Source organism: Marinobacter sp. SBS5 (genome assembly GCF_048285575.1).
Lineage (GTDB): Bacteria > Pseudomonadota > Gammaproteobacteria > Pseudomonadales > Oleiphilaceae > Marinobacter.
The window spans coordinates 863653-883245 of record NZ_JBLWAZ010000001.1 but is presented as its reverse complement, the minus strand read 5'-3'; the positions used below and the strand labels follow the sequence as shown (position 1 = coordinate 883245).

13 protein-coding genes are annotated in these 19593 nt (G+C 53.7%); 3 read left to right on the top strand and 10 right to left on the bottom strand.

What is annotated here, in order from left to right; all coding sequences use genetic code 11:
• Nucleotides 1–131 precede the first annotated feature (131 nt).
• On the top strand, nucleotides 132–2219 hold the full coding sequence (locus tag ACNQ6O_RS04240) for an EAL domain-containing protein (protein WP_418051992.1): 2088 nt from the start codon (nucleotides 132–134) through the stop codon (nucleotides 2217–2219).
• 82 nt (nucleotides 2220–2301) lie between these two features.
• Here ACNQ6O_RS04240 and serB read toward each other — a convergent pair whose 3' ends face one another.
• Both serB and parC read right to left on the bottom strand, forming a co-directional pair.
• On the bottom strand, nucleotides 2302–3519 hold the full coding sequence (gene serB, locus ACNQ6O_RS04235; protein WP_418051991.1) for a phosphoserine phosphatase SerB: 1218 nt from the start codon (nucleotides 3517–3519) through the stop codon (nucleotides 2302–2304).
• Nucleotides 3512–5806, bottom strand: coding sequence for a DNA topoisomerase IV subunit A (gene parC / locus ACNQ6O_RS04230; protein ID WP_418051990.1), 2295 nt, complete (start codon nucleotides 5804–5806; stop codon nucleotides 3512–3514). Before parC ends, serB begins: the two co-directional genes overlap by 8 nt.
• Before the next feature lie 208 nt (nucleotides 5807–6014).
• Here parC and ACNQ6O_RS04225 point away from each other — a divergent pair, with 208 nt between their 5' ends.
• Nucleotides 6015–6242 (top strand): hypothetical protein, encoded by a 228-nt coding sequence (locus ACNQ6O_RS04225; protein ID WP_418051989.1) that lies wholly within the window; start codon nucleotides 6015–6017, stop codon nucleotides 6240–6242.
• Between the two features lie 101 nt (nucleotides 6243–6343).
• Here the strand turns inward: ACNQ6O_RS04225 and ACNQ6O_RS04220 are convergent, their stop codons facing one another.
• Together ACNQ6O_RS04220 and ACNQ6O_RS04215 are read right to left on the bottom strand one after the other, a co-directional pair.
• Nucleotides 6344–6925 (bottom strand): YceI family protein, encoded by a 582-nt coding sequence (locus tag ACNQ6O_RS04220; RefSeq protein WP_418051988.1) that lies wholly within the window; start codon nucleotides 6923–6925, stop codon nucleotides 6344–6346.
• A gap of 51 nt (nucleotides 6926–6976) precedes the next feature.
• Entirely contained in the window at nucleotides 6977–7525 is a 549-nt protein-coding gene (locus ACNQ6O_RS04215) for a cytochrome b (protein ID WP_418051987.1), read from the bottom strand.
• A gap of 578 nt (nucleotides 7526–8103) precedes the next feature.
• Between ACNQ6O_RS04215 and ACNQ6O_RS04210 the strand changes: the two genes are divergently transcribed.
• A complete protein-coding gene (locus ACNQ6O_RS04210; protein WP_418051986.1) occupies nucleotides 8104–9387 on the top strand; it encodes an EAL domain-containing protein in 1284 nt (427 codons plus the stop codon).
• On the opposite strand, the gene ACNQ6O_RS04205 is transcribed toward ACNQ6O_RS04210, so the two are convergent.
• The 6 genes from ACNQ6O_RS04205 to ACNQ6O_RS04180 all read right to left on the bottom strand — a co-directional run bounded on the left by ACNQ6O_RS04205 (nucleotide 9375) and on the right by ACNQ6O_RS04180 (nucleotide 19535).
• Nucleotides 9375–11141, bottom strand: a complete 1767-nt coding sequence (locus tag ACNQ6O_RS04205; protein WP_418051985.1) for an SLC13 family permease — start codon at nucleotides 11139–11141, stop codon at nucleotides 9375–9377. The genes ACNQ6O_RS04210 and ACNQ6O_RS04205 overlap by 13 nt on opposite strands.
• Nucleotides 11142–11237: 96 nt before the next feature.
• Complete coding sequence (gene parE / locus ACNQ6O_RS04200) at nucleotides 11238–13133, bottom strand: DNA topoisomerase IV subunit B (RefSeq protein ID WP_418051984.1); 1896 nt, start codon at nucleotides 13131–13133, stop codon at nucleotides 11238–11240.
• A 94-nt stretch (nucleotides 13134–13227) separates the two neighbouring features.
• Nucleotides 13228–13725 carry a protease complex subunit PrcB family protein gene (locus ACNQ6O_RS04195; RefSeq protein ID WP_418051983.1) on the bottom strand — a complete coding sequence of 166 codons (498 nt, stop codon included), beginning with the start codon at nucleotides 13723–13725 and terminating at the stop codon, nucleotides 13228–13230.
• A complete protein-coding gene (locus ACNQ6O_RS04190) occupies nucleotides 13722–16265 on the bottom strand; it encodes a S8 family serine peptidase (protein ID WP_418052264.1) in 2544 nt (847 codons plus the stop codon). Before ACNQ6O_RS04190 ends, ACNQ6O_RS04195 begins: the two co-directional genes overlap by 4 nt.
• Before the next feature lie 189 nt (nucleotides 16266–16454).
• Nucleotides 16455–18509: a TRAP transporter large permease subunit gene (locus tag ACNQ6O_RS04185; RefSeq protein WP_418051982.1), complete on the bottom strand. Its 2055-nt coding sequence runs from the start codon at nucleotides 18507–18509 to the stop codon at nucleotides 16455–16457.
• A 15-nt stretch (nucleotides 18510–18524) separates the two neighbouring features.
• Nucleotides 18525–19535, bottom strand: coding sequence for a putative solute-binding protein (locus tag ACNQ6O_RS04180; protein WP_418051981.1), 1011 nt, complete (start codon nucleotides 19533–19535; stop codon nucleotides 18525–18527).
• Nucleotides 19536–19593 lie beyond the last annotated feature (58 nt).

Below are 19593 nucleotides of genomic sequence, written 5' to 3'. Positions count from 1 at the left end.
GACAACCCCTTCATCATTCTGTCTCAGTGATAAGCCGGTTATCTGTCTAAATGCGGAAAACACTGTATCTTCCGTTTTACTGCAGACAAGCGAGCAGGCACCATCAAACGGCATTATGAGACATCGTACGAATGCAGAAAAATAACTCCACGGTACAGTTGCTGATCCTTGATCCATCACAAAACGATGCCGAGTCACTGGTCAGTTTGCTCCGCAACGCCGGCAAAGCAACCCGAGCCCACCGCATCACCTCGGAAGAAGATCTCGAAGAGGCCCTGAAAGCCTCTCGTTGGGATTTGCTGCTTGCCCGGGACTTGGAGGAATTGGAGTTTGGGCCTGACGCTGCACTTGCCATGATCAAGCGGATGGACAAAGACATTCCATTCATTCTGCTAACCAGCGAGCCCAACCGTGAACGAGACCTGGAGATCATGCGCCTCGGCGCTCAAGATGCCGTACCGTTCGAATATACAGAAATGCTGGTACTGGCGATCAAACGTGAATTGGGCTCACTGAACGAGCGTCGCAGCCGCCGTGTTTTGGAATCTCATCTGCGCGAAGCCGAGCAGCGCTGCCAACTTCTTCTGGAAAGCTCTAAAGATGCCATCGCTTACATCAACGACGGCATGCACATCTATGCCAACCAGTCGTATATGGAATTTCTTGGTTACGAAGACATTGACGACCTGATCTGCGTACCGGTACTGGACACGCTGAATCAGGAAAGCCAAGAGCAATATAAAGAGTTCATGAAAGCGTTTGAGGAAGCCGGGACGAACGGCATGACCTTCAATTGCACTGCGCGGCGGAGCGACGACAACGAACTCAACGTCACCATGTCGGTGTCGGCCGCTACCTACGACGGCGAAGCTTGCACCCAAGTGGTATTGCAACCAGAGCACAGTGACGCAGAGCTCGAAGAAAGACTCAAACAAATCAGTAGCCAAGACCTTCTAACCGGGCTATATAACCGTCAATACCTGATGGAACAGCTCGCTCAGACTCTGGCATTATCCGCCAAGAACAACGAAACCGGTGCCCTCGCCTACATTGGCATCGATAATTTCCTGAGCATGAAAGGCGACGTTGGTATTGCCGGTGCAGACCTGTTGCTCGGCGACCTGGCTTCGCTACTGAAAGACCACACCCCCGAAGATATGACTCTGGCGCGACTGAGCGATGACGCTTTCTGCATGATGTGCCTTCCATGCAACGACAAAGGGCTGGCAGAGCTCTGCGAAACGCTTCGCAAGGCCGTGGATGACCACCTGTTTGAAATCAATGGTCGCACGGTATCACTCACTGTCTCCATCGGTGTTTCCGCCATTACCGAAAATTCTCCCAAGGCTGAAGAACTCCTCAGCCGGGTGCACCTGGCCTCGGCCGAGGTCAGGAAACAACCTGGCCACGAAAATGGCAACGGAGTCGTGATCTACAACCCCGTTGATTTTGAGGTGCCGGACGAGTCCAACGCCATCGAAATGATCAGCAAAGCCATGGACGAAGATCGTCTGCACCTGCTGTTCCAGCCGATCATCAACCTGCGCGGTGAAGGCGAGGAACACTATGAAGCGCTGGCACGCATGATGAACAGCGATGACGAAGTGGTGACACCTTACGATCTTTTGCCGGCCATCTGCCCTCCGGAAACAGCCATCAAGATCGACCGTTGGGTGGTCCTACAATCCATTAAACAGCTGTCCAGCCATCGCTCGCGCGGACATGACACTCACCTTTTCGTGAACCTTTGTGCAGAAACTTTGCAAGACGCAACCTTCAGCCCTTGGCTCAGCGTTGCCCTCAAAGCGGCACGACTGCCTGGCGATGCGCTTATCTTCCAGATTAGCGAAAACAATGCCAACAACTTCATGAAGCAGGCGAAAGACTTCACCAAGGCGGTGCACGAACTCAATTGCAAAGTCTCGATCAAACACTTCGGCCGCACCATTAACCCGTTTAATGCGCTGAAGCACATCGATACAGACTACGTGAAGTTTGACGGCTCCTTCACAGATAACATCCAAAAGGATGACAAGATCAAAGAGCAAGTGAAGGAGATGACAACCTCACTGCAAAGTTCTGGCAAACTCACCATCGTGCCACATGTAGAAAACGCCAGCATTCTGGCCACGCTCTGGCAGGCAGGGGTTAACTACATTCAGGGCTACTATCTGCAAGCTCCGGCACCTGAGATGAACTACGATTTCGGCGACCACTGATCGCCAAGCAAAGCAGCCAGACATAAAAAAGGGGTGGAGAACCAAGTCTCCACCCCTTTTTTTGCACTCAGTACCTACTGCCCTACAACGTCTGGTTGGTCTCACTCTCCCGGAAACCGATCAGATACAAAATCGCATCCAACCCAAGCGTTGATATCGAGTGTTTGGCCGACTCTTTCACCAAGGGTTTCGCGCGGAACGCCACGCCCAGCCCAGCCTGACTCAACATCGGCAAATCATTGGCACCATCCCCCACTGCAATCACTTGCTCTCTGGCGATATGTTCCTTCTCGGCAATCTCAAGCAGCAGTTCCGCCTTGCGCTGACCATCAACAATCTGACCTTTCACTTCCCCGGTCACCTTGCCATCGACGATCTCCAATTCATTCGCATAAACGTAATCAATACCCAGCTTGCTCTGCAAATGGCGAGCAAAGTAGGTGAAACCACCCGACAGAATGGCTGTACGGTAGCCTAGCGCCTTCAAACTGCGAATCAGGTGCTCCGCTCCTTCCGTCATCCGAAGGCGGTTAGCGACGCCCTCAAGTACCGACTCGTCCAAGCCCTTCAGCAGCGACAAGCGCTCGGCAAAACTCTGACTGAAGTCCAGCTCGCCCTGCATAGCCCGTTCAGTGATCTCGGCAACACGGTCACCGACACCCGCTTCCAGAGCCAATTCATCGATCACTTCCGCTTCAATCAGTGTCGAGTCCATGTCGAACACCACCAATCGACGATTACGCCGGAATATCGAATCCGCCTGGAAAGCAATGTCTACGTTCATCTCGCCGGCAATGTGCAAAAAGTCAGAGCGCAATTGCTCCAGATCCAGCGGCGTTCCGCGCACTGAAAACTCGACACAAGCGATCCGGTTCTCTGATGCATTCAGAGACGGCCGTGCCGACAAGCGGGTGATGTTGTCGATATTGAGGCCGTGGCGAGCGGTAATCTCGGACACTCTGGCAATTTGTTCTGCCTTGATGTCCCGAGACAACAGCGTGACGATGTAACAGGCTCGGTTTCTGCCTTCGGCCCAAGATTCATATTCCTCAACCGTGATCGGCGCAAAGCGCACCTGCAAATCCAGCGCGTGCAAACGGAACAAAATATCGCGGATAACCGGAGAAGACTTAGACGCGTCGGGAATCTCGATCAAGATGCCCCAGGTCAAATAATCGTGAATAACGGCCTGACCGATATCGAGAATGCGCACATCGTATTGCCCCATAATCCCCGTTATTTCAGAGGTCAGCCCAGGCTTATCTCGCCCGGACACATTCACCAGCACCAGCTCACTCACTGTCTACACTCTCCTCTTCCTCGGCCCTGGCGGCGGAGGGAATGACATCAATACCGTCCACGCGCTGCAGCCCGCGGGGCAATTTATGGCCTCGGCGACCACGCTCTCCGAGATAATGCTCAAGGTCACTGAACTTCAAGCCCAGCTTGCGTTTCCCGGCGCGAATTTCCAGTTGATCTTCTTGGCCAAACACGGCCACAGCGACCACAAACTCTTCGCGATTTTGCACCCGTGCCGAGGGAATACTAATGATCTTGTTGCCCTTTCCTTTCGCTAGCTCCGGCAATTCATTGAGCGGAAAGACCAACATTCGGCCTTCGTTCGAAATAGCGGCAAGATACAAAGTTGAAGCTGTCTCCGGCACCGTCACAGGGGGCATAATCCTCGCACCCTTGGGCACCGACACAACGGCCTTACCTGCCCGATTTTTGCTGATCATATCGCCTAAGGAGGTCACAAACCCGTAACCGGCGTCTGTCACCAGCAGGGTTTTACGCTCCGGATTCCCCATCAGAAGGCCGGAGAAGGTAGCTCCAGACGGCGGATTGATCCGCCCGGTCAGCGGATCCCCCTGCCCTCGAGCTGACGGTAAGGTATGCGCCATCAAGGCGTATGCTCGCCCGGTGGAATCGAGGAATATGGCCTGCTGGTTGTTACGCCCTTTGGCAGCCAGAGAAAAACGGTCGCCGGATTTGTAGCTCAGGCCTGCGGGGTCAATATCGTGACCTTTGGCAGCTCGCACCCACCCTTTGTCTGACAGCACGACCGTCACCGGATCGTTAGACACCAGATCGGTTTCACTGAATGCCTTAGCTTCTTCACGTTCAACGATGGGCGAGCGACGATCATCACCGTAGGTTTCTGCATCTTGCTGAAGCTCGGTTTTGATCAACTCCCGCAAACGGTCTTCAGAACCCAGGATTGACTGCAGCTCATCACGCTCCAGAGCAAGCTCATCCTGCTCGCCGCGAATCTTCATCTCTTCCAGCTTGGCCAGGTGGCGCAATTTCAGCTCGAGAATCGCTTCCGCCTGTTCCGGCGACAAACCAAAACGGGCCATCAGCTCCACTTTCGGTTTATCTTCGGTACGTATGATCTCAATCACCTCATCAATGTTGAGGTAGGCAATCAATAAACCTTCCAGCAAGTGCAGGCGGGCCAGCACTTTATCCAAGCGATGCTGCAGGCGGCGAGTCACGGTGGTTTTCCGGAACGCCAACCACTCCGTCAGCATCTGATACAGCCCTTTAACCCCGGGGCGGCCATCGTTACCGATAACGTTGATGTTCACCCGGTACGTCTTCTCAAGGTCCGTACTGGCAAACAGGTGCGCCATCAAACCGTCGAGGTCCACACGATTCGAACGCGGCACAATCACCAGCCGAGTCGGATTCTCGTGATCCGACTCATCCCGCAAATCCGCCACCATAGGCAGTTTCTTGGTTTGCATCTGCTGGGCAATTTGCTCGAGAACACGATTGCCAGATACCTGATGCGGCAAGTCAGTCACAACGATCTCGCCACTCTCTTTGATCCAACGGGCCCGCATTCTTAATGAGCCCCGCCCCGTTTCATACATCTTACGAAGGTCATTACGGGGAGTAATGATCTCGGCGCGCGTTGGGAAGTCAGGGCCTTTCACATGCTCGCACAGCTGATCGACGGTGGCCTCTGGCTCATCCAACAAACGAATACAAGCGGCTGTAATTTCCCGCACGTTGTGGGGAGGAATGTCGGTGGCCATACCAACAGCAATACCGGTCGTACCGTTCAGCAACACGTGCGGCAAACGAGCCGGTAAAACAGAAGGTTCGTCCATGGTGCCATCAAAGTTGGGCACCCAATCTACGGTTCCCTGTCCCAACTCGCTCAATAACACGTCGGAGAAACGAGCAAGCCGGGATTCGGTGTAACGCATGGCGGCAAACGATTTCGGATCATCCGGCGACCCCCAGTTGCCCTGCCCATCCACCAACGGATAGCGGTATGAAAACGGCTGAGCCATCAGCACCATGGCTTCATAACACGCGCTGTCACCGTGCGGGTGGAACTTACCCAGAACGTCACCCACGGTTCGAGCCGACTTCTTGTACTTGGAGGTGGATTTCAACCCCAACTCCGACATCGCGTACACAATCCGCCGCTGCACCGGCTTGAGACCGTCACCCACATTGGGCAAGGCTCTATCCAGGATTACGTACATGGAATAGTCGAGGTAGGCCTTCTCGGTATAATCGCGTAGCGCTACCCGCTCGAAACCTTCATCGGTCGTCTGAAACTCTGGCATGGACGCCCCTTTGCCTTAACTGCCTGATTTGGAATGTCGATTCGTTACCCGAAAGAGACACCGGGAAATGTGGCCCACATTATATGGACGCCAGCCGCGATACACCAATTTCCAATAGCGGAATTCCCGCATGGAGAGTCTGTAAGGCGCACCGTATTCTCGCTGATCTAGTTAGATTGCCGTCTTATCTCTGAGCAAGCGGAAACCTATGATTCCCAATCTTAAAGCCTGCGGGCACGCTATGATAACGGCTCTGGTAAATGCCACTCTTGCGGTTATTCTGATGCTGTTGGTGGAATTTGCCATCAGTGGCACGTTTCAACTTCCAGCCCCCTATCTCTGGGCTGGGCTTGTCATCTGGGTCGTTATTTTTGTGGCTCAGTTTCTTCGCCAGCGCCATCTTTGCAAGGCAAACGAGCAGCCAGAGAACAACTGATACCCTACCGACAAGGAACATTGGCGATTGAATCGCCGAAGGGAAAGCAGCCTGAGGGTCCGCCACTCAGGAACCTCAGGCTAAACATTGCAGAGCAGAACTTACTGGCGAATACCTTCTACAGAAATTTCTATCTCAACGGTTTCGGATGCCTTGCCCAGATCCATCGGAATACCGAAATCCTTCAACTTGATCTCTGTTTCGGCTTCGAAGCCCATGCGGTAGCCACCCCAGGGGTCCTTACCGTGGCCCAACATCTCGGCCTCAAGGGTCACTTCGCGAGTTACGCCACGGAGCGTCAAGTCACCGATGATGTCGGCTTCACCATCGTCTTCCATCACAATACGCTTACTCTTGAACGTCGCTTCGCCGAATTCGCTGACAGCCAGGAAGTCATCGCTGCGCAAGTGCTTGTCCCGCTCCGCGTGATTACTATCAACACTCGCTGTATCGATGGTAACAGACACAGAGCTGTTCTCGGGATTTTCAGCGTCGTAAACAAACTGGCCATCGAAATCATTAAAACGGCCATACAGCCAGCTATACCCCAAATGAGAGATCTTGAAGGTAATAAACTGATGCGTTTGTTGGTTATCAAAGTCGTAGGTACCGCTGTGCTCGTCAGCTTGGGCTGAGGCCATTACGGCCATGGAAACGGCTGAAGCCAGTATCAGTTTTTTCATAACGTTCTCCTTAATTAGCTTTGGTATTACACAATGCTTGAATTCGACAACTCACGATTTTCCGAGCATCCGGCGTAAGGTCGCGTCTTTATCAATAAAGTGGTGCTTCAGCGCGCCCAGCGCGTGAACGGCCGCCAACGCAATCAATGCCCAAGTGCTCCAGTAGTGCACAAGGCCGGCGGTGTCTTCCATACCTTTGATGCGCCCGGTAATGGAGGGCACCTGAAACCAGCCGAATACATCAATTGCAGAGCCATCGGCGGTTGAGATCAAATAACCGCTGATCATCGCAACAAAGATCAGGACATAGAGCAAGCCGTGAGCTATATGAGCAGACGCTACTTCCCAGCGTTTGTGCTCGGGCAGCGGCCTAGGCGAAGGCGTACAAAAACGCCAGAGCACACGGAACAGCATGGCACAAAACAACAAAATACCCACTGAACGATGAATATCCGGGCCTCGGCGATACCATTCGTCGTAATACGACAAATCAACCATCCAGAACCCCAGACCAAACAACCCGATCACCGCGGCTGCAACCAACCAATGCATGAGTATGGATAACCAACCGTATCGGTCGTCAGAATTCCGAAATGCCATGTTTGCTCCTGCCTAATCACTCATCATACGGGCCAACAACATTCACCCAACCTATGCGTTACCAGTCTAAATGCCTGATGCAACCAATCAAATCGAAATGTTTTGCTCTCATTATTCAGTTTGTTTGAACAACATATACCACTCTCAGGGTATCGCCTCGGCCACTTTGGTCGTATAGGGGTTTTACGGATTGTCGGAATTCATCGCTGAGATAGAATTTCACCAAACTTATGAACGGCCCCACTGCGGGGTGTTAATGACAGAGAGAGACCGATATGGAACTCGATTTCGACGAATCCGTAGTAATCCCGAGCAACAACTAATGACTCCAGAATCCCGGCTTTGCCGGGATTCTTCTTTCTATTCCCCTATCTCATTTCCCCAGATACAAACTGTTTCCCCACTTTACACATTAACCAGTGGCAATCAGTTCCGTTTTTTGGCACTCTCCTGCTCTGTAACGTCTTGAAATAAAATGAACCGTGCCAAGGATATAGGCACTCTGGCGACTAGTTCAGCTATCTACCTTCTATGCTCTCAATAGCTGTTTGAATCTACTACATGGCCCAGACACACCTATGTCCTACAGCCTTAATGAAATGCTAGCGGATCCTGAAGCAGACTTACTGTCGCCAATGCTCAGCCAACAGGACGACATGTGGACCGCCTCATTTCGAGGGCTAACCCTTCATACAGCACTCCAACCTATCTACAGCATCGCCCACAAACGCACGGTGGGCTATGAAGCACTGATCCGAGCTTTCGATAACGACAATGCCGCGGTTTTGCCTCCGCACCTGTTTGACCTCCCGTCATCCGACGCAGAAAACTTGCTGCTCGACCGACTCTGCCGCTATCTCCATGTCCGCAACTACAGCAGCATCAAAGACCAGCTGAATTGGCTGTTTCTGAACGTCTCACCACGAGTCGTGACCCATGGAAACCAGTCAGACTCTTTTTTCGGGCAAATTCTCGAGAAGACGGGACTGCCTGCGCATCGAATCGTTATGGAAATTGTAGAACAGCCCACCGACGATGCTGAGAAGCTAAGAGAAACGGTCGCCTATTACCGTAAACTGGGCTGCCTTACGGCGATCGATGACTTCGGGGCAGGCCACTCCAACTTTGAGCGCATCTGGAATCTGTCACCGGATATTGTAAAGCTGGACCGCTCTTTGTTGATGCGTGCCGTTGAAGACCGCCGCGCCCGACAAATCCTTAACGGCATCGTATCGCTACTCCGCCAATCGGGCTGTTTGGTTCTGTTGGAGGGCGTTGAAACGCGCGACCAGGTCATGATCGCCATCGATGCTGGGGTCGATTTTGTTCAAGGCTTCTATTTTCAGCGCCCCAGTACCGACCTGGGAGCTCTGTCTAAAGCACCTGCAGATCTGGACGATCTGCTAGCGGAATACAAAAAACGGAAAGAGGTCACGCAAGACCCAACACGGCAGCTGGTCAACTATTTCACCGCTCCGTTCAAGCAAGCAACCGAGCGGCTCCAGCAAGGCCTCACCATGAGCCAGGCTTGCAGTGAACTCATCACTCACTCAGTGGTATCACGCTGCTATCTGGTCGATGCCAAGGGCGTGCAAATAACCGATACCCTCCTGCCCAACGGACGCCTTGAAAATCAGGATCCCCGCTTCAAACCGCTCGAAGATACGGCCAGTGCGGACTGGTGTCGACAACAATACCTGAGCCAAGCGCTTGAGCAACCCGGGAGCCTGCAAGTGACCGCACCTTACCTGTGCGTAACAGGCGCTAATATGTGCGTTACCCTGTCACTTGCCTACGACTTCCAAGGTAGCCTGAAGGTCCTCTGCTGCGACATTCTGACGAACTCGAATCAGATGTTATAAATCAGCGCGATCACGGTCACAGCAACCATCCCCACGAAGACGTTCATCGGTAAACCCACCCGCAAGAAATCAACAAAACGATATCCACCAGGCCCGAACACCATCATATTGGTCTGATACCCCAAGGGGGTCGCAAAGCTCGCCGATGCGGCCATCATCACAGCGATAATGAACGGCTCTTCCGCCACTCCCATTGCCTGCGTAAGTGACAACACAACTGGCACAATCAACACCGCGGCAGCATTATTGGTGATCACTTCCGTCAGAACAGACACCACCACATACACTAGAATCAGTGCCAACAAAGGGCTCCCCTGACTCAATCCAAACACGGCATCGGCCAAATACCCAGCCGCGCCGGTTTGCTCAAGAGCACCCCCCAAAGCAAAAGATGAGGCGATGGTCAGTACAACCGGCACATCAACCGCCTTCTGAGCCTGCCCCACGGAACAACAACCAGCGGCAATCATCAAAAAAGCACCCACCAAAGCGGCATTCAGCATCGTCATAACGCCACAGGCCGCCAAACCTACCAGCACCAACAGAATAGCCCAGGACAGCCAGGCGCGATCGTGCCGGGGTGCCTCGGTCTCCAGATCGTTGATCAGCAAAAAATCCTTGTTATAGCGCTGACGACTGACGAACGCCGGGCGGGCTTCAAGCAACAGCACGTCGCCAGGGCGCAGTCGTATATTTCCAAGATTCCCCGGCACCCGCTCCCCGCCTCGGGCAACCGCCAATACTACGGCCCCATAGCGATCCCGGAACCGGGCATCACGGATGGTCTGCCCGAGCACATCACACTGAGGCGACAGCACCGCTTCTACCAACCGTCGCTCCGCACGATCTTTACTCAAAGCCGGCTCATCATCATGAACCGAAGGCACTATTCCGTTAATTCTGAGCAGATCTGAAATGGCCTGAGTGTCACCGGCAAACACCAGTCTATCGCCACCACGAAGCCGCTCTTCAGAAGGCACCGCCGTAACCACGCTGCCGTCACGTTCGATTTCCACCAGATAAAGCCGCTCCAACTCACGCAGGCCCGCTTCACCCACCGACTTACCCACCAAAGGACCGTTCACTGCAACCGCCACTTCAAGCGTAAACTCTTTAACCGAGCCAAACTTTTGCAGGTCTTTTTTATCAGGCAGAAATCTTGGCAAGAAAAGCAGCATGGCCGTGACACCAATAACCGCCACCGGCAGCCCGACTTGAGTGATCGCGAAAATGGAAAATCCGTCACTGCCGGTCAGCTGCTGATACTGGCCATTTACGACGAGGTTGGTACTGGTGCCAATCATCGTCAGCGTGCCACCGAAAATGGCGGCGTAGCTAAGCGGAATCATGAGTTTGGATGGGGCAACACCAATCTTTCGTGACCAACCATGAACAGCTGGAATCATGGTCGCCACAACAGGCGTGTTATTCAGAAAGCCACTGAGCAGCGTAACCGGCAGCGCAATACGGGCCTGAGCCGCCCGCACGGTTTTGGGTTTGCCAAGGATATAGCGAACGAGAAGATCGACGCCTCCGGAGTGGTGGACTCCCGAGGCAACGACAAACAAGGCAACAACGGTGATCAGGCCCGGGTTACTAAACCCGATCAACGCTTGTTCGTGGCTGAGAATACCTGTAGCACTTAGCAAGACCAGCACCGCCAGCATCACCAAGTGCGGCGCAAAACGCCCCGACACCATCAGTGCCAGTGCAGCACCCGCCAAAAATAGAGAAAACCAGCCTTCCCAATCCATAAGCCTGTCTGTTCCACCCGGAAAACAGACAGGATAACGAGTCAGCCAAAAACTTAAAAAGAATAAGGAGAACTTTTAATAGCCCCGAAAGGCATATCAGCCTGCTACGTCGGCCATATTACCGTAGGCTTCCAACCAGGCTTTTCGGTCTGAGGCGCGCTTTTTACCAAGCAGCATGTCCATACACTCATCGGTGTCGTCACCCTCTTCCAAGGTGAGCATCACCAAACGACGTGTATCCGGAGCCATGGTGGTTTCACGGAGCTGCAGCGGGTTCATTTCACCCAACCCCTTAAACCGCGTGACTTGCAGCTTGCCTTTGCGATTTTCCGCCGCCAACCGGTCAATAATGCCCTGCTTTTCATGCTCGTCCAGAGCATAAAAGGTTTCCTTACCCAGATCGACCCGATACAGGGGCGGCATGGCCACAAAAACATGGCCAGCACTGACCAGAGGCCGGAAGTGTTTCACAAACAATGCACACAACAGCGTGGCAATGTGCAGCCCATCGGAGTCCGCATCGGCAAGAATGCAGACTTTGTTGTAACGCAAGCCAGTTAAGTCATCCGAGCCTGGGTCTACACCAATCGCTACCGCGATATCATGAACTTCTTGAGAGGCCAGAATCTCACCGGAATCGACCTCCCATGTGTTCAGTATCTTACCTCGCAGAGGCATCACGGCCTGAAACTCCCGATCACGAGCTTGTTTCGCGGAACCACCCGCCGAATCCCCCTCGACCAGGAACAGCTCTGAACGATTGGTATCTGAGCCAGAACAGTCCGCCAGCTTGCCAGGCAGCGCGGGGCCGGAGGTGACTTTTTTGCGAGCCACTTTTTTGCTCGCTCGCAACCGGCGCTGGGCATTGCTGATAAACAGCTCGGCCAACACTTCGGCCACATCTGTATGCTGGTTCAGCCACAGGCTGAACGCATCTTTGACCACACCCGAGACAAACGCCGCTGCCTCGCGGGAAGACAAACGCTCTTTCGTCTGGCCCGAAAACTGCGGCTCCTGCATTTTGAACGACAATACGTAAGCAACCCGCTCCCAGATATCTTCCGGGGACAGCTTAACGCCACGAGGCAGTAGGCTGCGGAACTCACAAAACTCTCTCATGGCTTCCAGCAAACCGGTACGAAGCCCGTTAACATGGGTGCCGCCCTGAGCCGTCGGGATCAAGTTTACGTAGCTTTCCTGAACCGCATCGCCGCCTTCAGGCAACCACTGAAGCGCCCAATCTACTGCTTCATGGTTTCCAGAAAAGCTACCGGTGAACGGGTCCAATGGCACCGCTTCAATATCGGCCAGTGCGGTGCGCAGATAATCGCGAAGACCATCCTCATACAGCCATTCATCCTTCTCGCCGGTCTTTTCCTGCAGGAAAGTCACCGTCAGGCCGGGGCAAAGCACTGCTTTAGCGCGCAAGTTATGGCGCAAACGGCTAACCGAAAAGTTCGGGCTGTCGAAATATTTAGGATCGGGTGAAAACCGGAGCCGGGTGCCCGTGTTGCGCTTGCCAACCGTGTCGATCACTTCAAGCTCGGTGGCTTTCTCACCGTTCTCGAACGTCATCCGGTGGACTTGGCTGTCTCGGCGGATGGTGACTTCAAGCAGGGTCGACAGTGCGTTAACGACAGATACCCCCACACCGTGCAAACCACCCGAGAAGTTATAATTACCTTCCGAGAACTTACCCCCAGCGTGCAATCGCGAAAGGATAAGTTCGACCCCGGGAACACCTTCCTCTTTATGAATATCTACCGGCATCCCCCGGCCATCATCTTCTACACTCAACGAGTTATCGCTGTGGAGGATGACCTCGATCTTGCGGGCATGGCCAGCCAAGGCTTCATCAACACTGTTGTCGATCACCTCTTGCGCCAGATGATTTGGCCTTGATGTATCGGTATACATCCCCGGGCGCTTTCGTACCGGATCAAGGCCGCTAAGAACTTCAATGGCATCGGCGTTGTATTGTTGCTGGCTCATAGAAAGGGCATAACTCCGAAAATGATCGTTGCGCCATAGCTTATTGATTGACGCTGAAAGATCAACGATTGATTTTTAAGCTGCGCGGCAGAACTCAACGTTTAACGTGTTCTACCAGCGGTTTATCAGTTAATCCTGTCACTTCGACTCGATCCCAGTCTCCACTGGCGGCCGCGAGTACCACACAGGGCGAGGTAATCACCTGAGCCACCATCATACCCGGCGCTGGTGCTTTCAACTCCATCTGCAGTTTCAGGGTGTTATTTTCCAAGCTCACATCCGCCAGCCCGAGGCTGTAACCGGCCGAAGGCTTCTGGCCCAGCGTCACAAAAATAAGTTGTTCTTCCGCGAGATTGACCTGGCGAATTACACCGGTCGACATATTTTGCCCCCGCACGTCCAGGAAAGACGCTAAAACCTCCCGCGAATCCACATAAGCAACACCGGGGCCGGTCAATCCACAATGGGCGGATTGAGTAATCTGCCGAACCTGAGAACCCTTCTCAGGGGCCGTTTGCCCCGATGATGCACAGCCGGTTAATGCCAATAGAAGTGCCGGTATCGTGAATGCCTTAATCGAAAAACTTGTCATTGCAATGCCTTTACATTTGAACGCGTTGAGGCCTGCCGGTCTTCGCGACTCATTAACCGGTAGCCCTTAAATCCGGGTCTTGGCAACATATCCGGAGTAGCGGCGGAAATGGTCGGGCGGCTAAACCCTGTGGTCATACGCAGGTCGTTAATGGCTTGGCCTTCTTTAACCGTAAGCACTTCCCGTAAACCTGATACAGGGTATTCAGCGCAGGCTTCTCCAGACTGACAGATGAACCCATCACCATCGATGTCGGTGCCGGCGACCAGATAATAGTCACCCGGAGTGACCTCATTGAGCGCCCGGGGCTCCTCGCCATCGTCCGCCTCAAAATGAAACGAATACTGGCCATCTTCCACCGTAACTGTCACCTGCGCCTCGGCCAGATATACACCTTGGCCATTGGGCTCGATATCCACCAGCAACACAAAATGCGTTCCAGCATTCCGAGCCTTTTCATCGGTGACTAGCTGACCAATAACCGGTAGACGCAGCTGCTTGGTCACATTGTAGTCCACCACAATATCCCCTCGGGCGGGGACATCGGGGGTTAGCTTGTCTCGCAGTAGAGCCACCTCAAGAATAAATGGCTCCTGAGCGAAATCTGCGTTCACACTCAACCAAGCGGGATGAGACGCCACAGAAGCACCTGTCACAGGAGCCGAACCGTATGCGTTAAGTTCGACCTCCTGCCTTTCGACACCTTCATTACTCAACGACACCACGGCGGGCGACGCCGACAACACCGGCCCCGTGAAACCATCGCTGGCTGCTGACACGGCTTTGGCAGCATCCAGAACACCATACCCTAGTTGATCAGAACGCCGACCCTCATACTCCGTCAATTCACCACTTTCGAGCAACGCCCTCACCCCGCCATAATTGAGATCAGGCTTTTCGGCTTTCATCATCGCCAGAACGCCGGAAACATGGGGTGCGGCCATAGATGTTCCCTGAAGGCCTCGATAATCCGGTTCATACTGACCGGATTTAAAGGCCGCACTGGCGCTCCACACGAGATCCGCCTCACCATCCGTGTTCGCATCACGACCCGCGTCGCCACCCGGAGCGGCCAAATCGATCCAGCTGCCGTAATTCGAATAAGACGCCAGATTCCGGGCACCATCCACCGCACTCACCGCAAGCACATTCCGAGAGGCCGCCGGATAGGACTTTTGAGCACCCGCACCATTTCCTGCCGCAGCCACAAAGAGCATGCCTTTATTCACACCGGCGGCAATGACCGATTCCAACTGGGGAATCTCCGGCAATCCGCCAAGACTCATATTGACAACCTGCGCCCTTGGCAACTGCCCACTGCTCCCGTTGACCAACCAGGCGATGGCATCGATCAAATCAGCGGACGAACCCGTGCCCCCTTCGCCCAGCACCCTCACCGGAAGCAAATTAGACCCAAAAGCAACGCCACCGCTGCCTTTGTTATTAATAACAGACGCAATGGTGCCCGCTACGTGGGTGCCGTGAAACACATTGCCGCCGATGCTGCTTCCGGGATCTCCGGGATCGTTATCGTCATCAACAAAATCCCATCCTGTCACAACATTCGGGTGCAGATCCGGGTGCCATCTTGACGAGCCCGAAACCCGAAACAGCCCGGTATCCAGCACGGCAACGTTAACCCTCGACCCGCCACTCGGTTCAATCTGCCAGGCAACCGGCCCATTGATCATCCCGTAGTGCCATTGTTTGCTGTATAGCGGTTCACTGACCGGAGACTGGCTCCGCATCCGATAATTAGGGCTGACAGACTCAACGTCTGACTGCTCCCTCAGTGAACGAATCCATTTCAGCGTATCCCCGGGGCGACGATCACCCTCCATCGCGCGAGCGTTGACGGGCATAACGCGTAACCAGGTTCGCTCCCCAATTGCGCGGCCGATGGCTCGGGGTTGCACACTCATGGCTGAGGCTTGTTCAGATTTGGGGGCCGCCAACGTAACAATCGCTTCGCCTTCCACAAAATCGTGGTTTGGCCAGTCGTAAGCCGCATTTTGTTGGGTGGTTCCAGCGGTTTTCAAAAGCACATAGCGTGCAGGTATATTGCCGACATTCCTAACCACGACTTGATAGTCGCGTGTTTCGTCCGAGCTCAAACGAAACTGTGCCGTTTCGTCCTGGCCCGATGTCCTCACCGGAGGATAGCCATCAACCTGCAACTCCAGGGCAGCCTCTATCCCACAGGTACCAAAGCTCTTGAGCACCAGTGTCTCACCAATTGCCATGGGCACCAAAAACGTATCCGAGAGATCGAATTCGTAATTTAGTGCCTGGCAAGCCCTGGCAGGAGCCGGGTATGTGCCTGCGTTCGGGCTCACATAACCCGCGAGAACGAAACTTGCCGGTAATTTTTGGGTGCCACCAGCGGGAGACGCGCCCTCTCTGCCCAACTGATCCATTGTGTCCTGATCAATCCGGCTATTGGCCTCGATGGCGATGGCGCCTGACAGCGGGCTCGAAAGGCGTTCCGGTGCTCCAGCAACCGAGTGACCCGAATCACTGCAGCCGGTCAACACCACCATCCATGGTGATAATAAGCAACACACAATTAAAACTCTCACTGGCGCTCCATAAGTCAGGAGGTTACAAATCTTGTGTTAAGAATAGCGGACCTCACATCCCTGTGTCCGATCGCATCTCATCCACTATCATCTTCGTAAAACAAAAAAACCCGCGGAGCAGGACTCTCGCGGGTTTTGAATCCAATGCTTTTATAGAGCGTAAAACAGCATCGGAACAAAGGCCACCAATAACAGGGTCGGCAACATAACCGCCAGCGGCAACAGAAGTCGCTCATACCGGTGCCAGAAGGAACCGGTACGCTCTGCGGCCAACACCTCAGACTCACCGACAACCTGTCGTGTAAGCAAGTGGTTAAGCGCCACCGGTGGGCTCAAATAGCCGAGTTCAAAGGCCACCAAACACACAATCCAGAAATGCAGAGGATCGATACCAATCTGAATAGCTGGCTGAGCAATGGTCGCCGAAACCAGGATAACGGCGCCAAACGGATCCATCACCATACCAATGAACGTGAGCATCACAACGATGACCAGCATAGCCAACCATGGGCTGGTGAGGCTTTCCGGGAACAGGAAGTGCACGATATCCGAGCGTTCCAGAATCCCGCCTAAACAGATCGAAAAACCGATCAACGCGAGCAGTGCACCAATGTGAACCGCGGAATCACTCGCCGCTGCGCTGCTGCGTGCGAAAAACTCCTGGACTCTGGATGCGCCCGGTGATTCCTCCCGAACCTTGCCAGCGTCGAGCATCACGATGGCCAACATGACCAAGGGCAGAATCAGAGGCGCACTGTATTCGTTGAACTTGAGCCCCAAGACGCCCCAAATCACCAAGATGACCGCGGCTGCCACCGCGACATAAGGAAACAGCGGTTTGGTTGCGCGCAAGGATTCTCGCAAGGCACCCGGTGCGGGCCGAGGTTTCCAGTTACCCTCGGTTTTACAGACGATAAAGGAGAACAAGCTGGCCGACATGATGAACACCCAGAAGCCCCAGCCATACATTTCAGACGTGGTTACTTCTTTGTTCAGCGCGGCAACCACCACAATCAACAGGCAGGGGTTTAGAACCACACCCAAACTGCCGGACATAGCGGTCGTTGCAAGAGACAGCTGACGACCCGCACCGGCCCGGCGCAATTCGTCATACACAACACCACCAACCGCAAGGATAAAGATGCCCGAGGCACCGGTGAACGCGGTCGGGAACGCGGTGGCAAAGATAATGACAGATGCCAACAACGGAGCCGGCAAGTTGAATGGCTTTATCAGCCCCAACAGCAGTTCCGGCACTCGCGTTTGCTTCAGCATCATACCGACCAACACATACAGGCCGATGTTGATGAACATCGAGGACAGGTTGGACATCATGCCAAAGTAGATCGCCAGGCCCGACGCGTAGCCATCTACAAAGAAAAAGTAGCTCATGGCGATCAAGCCCATGGTGCAATACAGCGGCACCACGAGGCCGGACGCTAGATCCATGCTGCCAGACTTGATCCGCTCAGGAATGGCGACAAATCGAACGGCGTTAATGATCATAAACAAACCGAACACCAAGACCCAGGCATACTGGAGTGTCATGGCACTAGCGGAATCAGGCGTGCGCTCCAAATTCCCGAGATAGGCATTCAGAGACAGCATCATCAAACCATTCACAACGAATTGTGAGCCCTGGCTTAAACGCCACTCCGCACGATTTCGGGGCAGCCTTAGGGCAATATGATCGGCATCGAGCGCAGAGATAGCCGCAGCCATCGCAAACATGCCGATAAACAAAAACTTGGTCAGGTCGATATTGCCAAGCAGGAAATTAGCCAGCCCTTGTTCAATGTCTTTGAAGACACTCAACCCCCAGGTGGCGTGCTTCTGATTCTCGGCAAATTGCAGGTGGCGCTGTTCACATAACGCCAGATTGCTTTCCAGAGATTGACGAATCGCTTGAGCATTCGGCGGTGAACTGAAGAGATCGTCGGGGTCAGGCTTATAGGCCTGAATCCGACGTTCCACTTCTTTGTCCACATCCATGGTCAAGTTACAACTGGGCTCAACCGCATCCGGGTTAAGCAGATAGTAATTCGGCCAAACTTGCTCGCCTACCCAAAGCAGCCGGGAGTGAAGCGAATTACCCATCCCGAGCAACAAAGTCGCCAGGAGCAACAGCAGGAGAATCACCCCGTGCAGTCTGTGCACGGGATACAGAGTCCTTACGCCTGTCGCAGTCATTGCACGCCAGTTCATGATCAGAGTCCCCGTTTATTCGCGATTATCGGCGGTGCACTCTGAAGCGCCCGGATTGCTGGAACACCGGATTTTGCTCATCAGACCCAGCATTTTCGAGCTGTAAACAAGCGGCGCGCCATTAACCCCATCACGCATTTCCAGGCGGTTTTCCCGGAACATTTCCTGATACCCGACGATGTCCTTCTCAGGGATACGAATCCATTTATCCTCAGGAATCGCTTTTTCGAGCCCGCCAATCATATTCATTGCCTGCGGGAACATACCCCAAGCCACTTCGCGAGCCTTCTGTGCCACGTCATCTTCCAACACTTCATCACGGGCAATGATCTGAACCGTCAACTGGGCAAGTGGGTAGTCCACGATACCGCCCTTGTCACCGATACCTTTATAAAGCTCCAGAGCCTCATAGGCGAACGCCGGGGCGTAGGCAGTATCTACCGAACCATTGTTGAATTTGCCCGCGAAGTTGGTGATATCGGAAGGAACAACGGTTGCTTTCACATAGTTAACCATGTGAATGGCGTCTTTCTGGTAATCCAGAGTAGCAACACGCTTACCCGCCAACTCAGCCGCAGTATCAATTTCCCGATCGTTCACGAACAGGTAACCTGCGCCAGCCGGAACAATACCAAGCACCTCATAACCGTTTTCTTTCATCAGAGGAGCCGCTTTCGGCTGAGCAAGTGTTGCCAGCAGGGTTTCCAGATCACCGTAGGTTGGTAGCGCACCTACCGCACTGATGCTTCCGGTAAAGCGGTTAAAGGGACGGGTTCGCAGGTCAGTGGCCGCCACAGCGTCACACTGTCCGGAGTTGAAATCACCGATCGCAACCCCCTCATCGGTATAGGGCTTCAAATCAAAGTCGATACCATGGGTTTTCAGCTCAAGGGCGAAGTCTTTCACCATGTTATAGACGTCACCATTGGCACCGATAACATCGAATACGCACATGGTGGCGGCTTGAGCAGACGAAAATGGCACAACGGCTGCAATGGACAGGGCTGCAAGAGTTTTTCGGATCACAATAACCTCCGGATCATTTTTATGGTTGTAAATGCTAATAAAGAGGGTCGATAGCGCT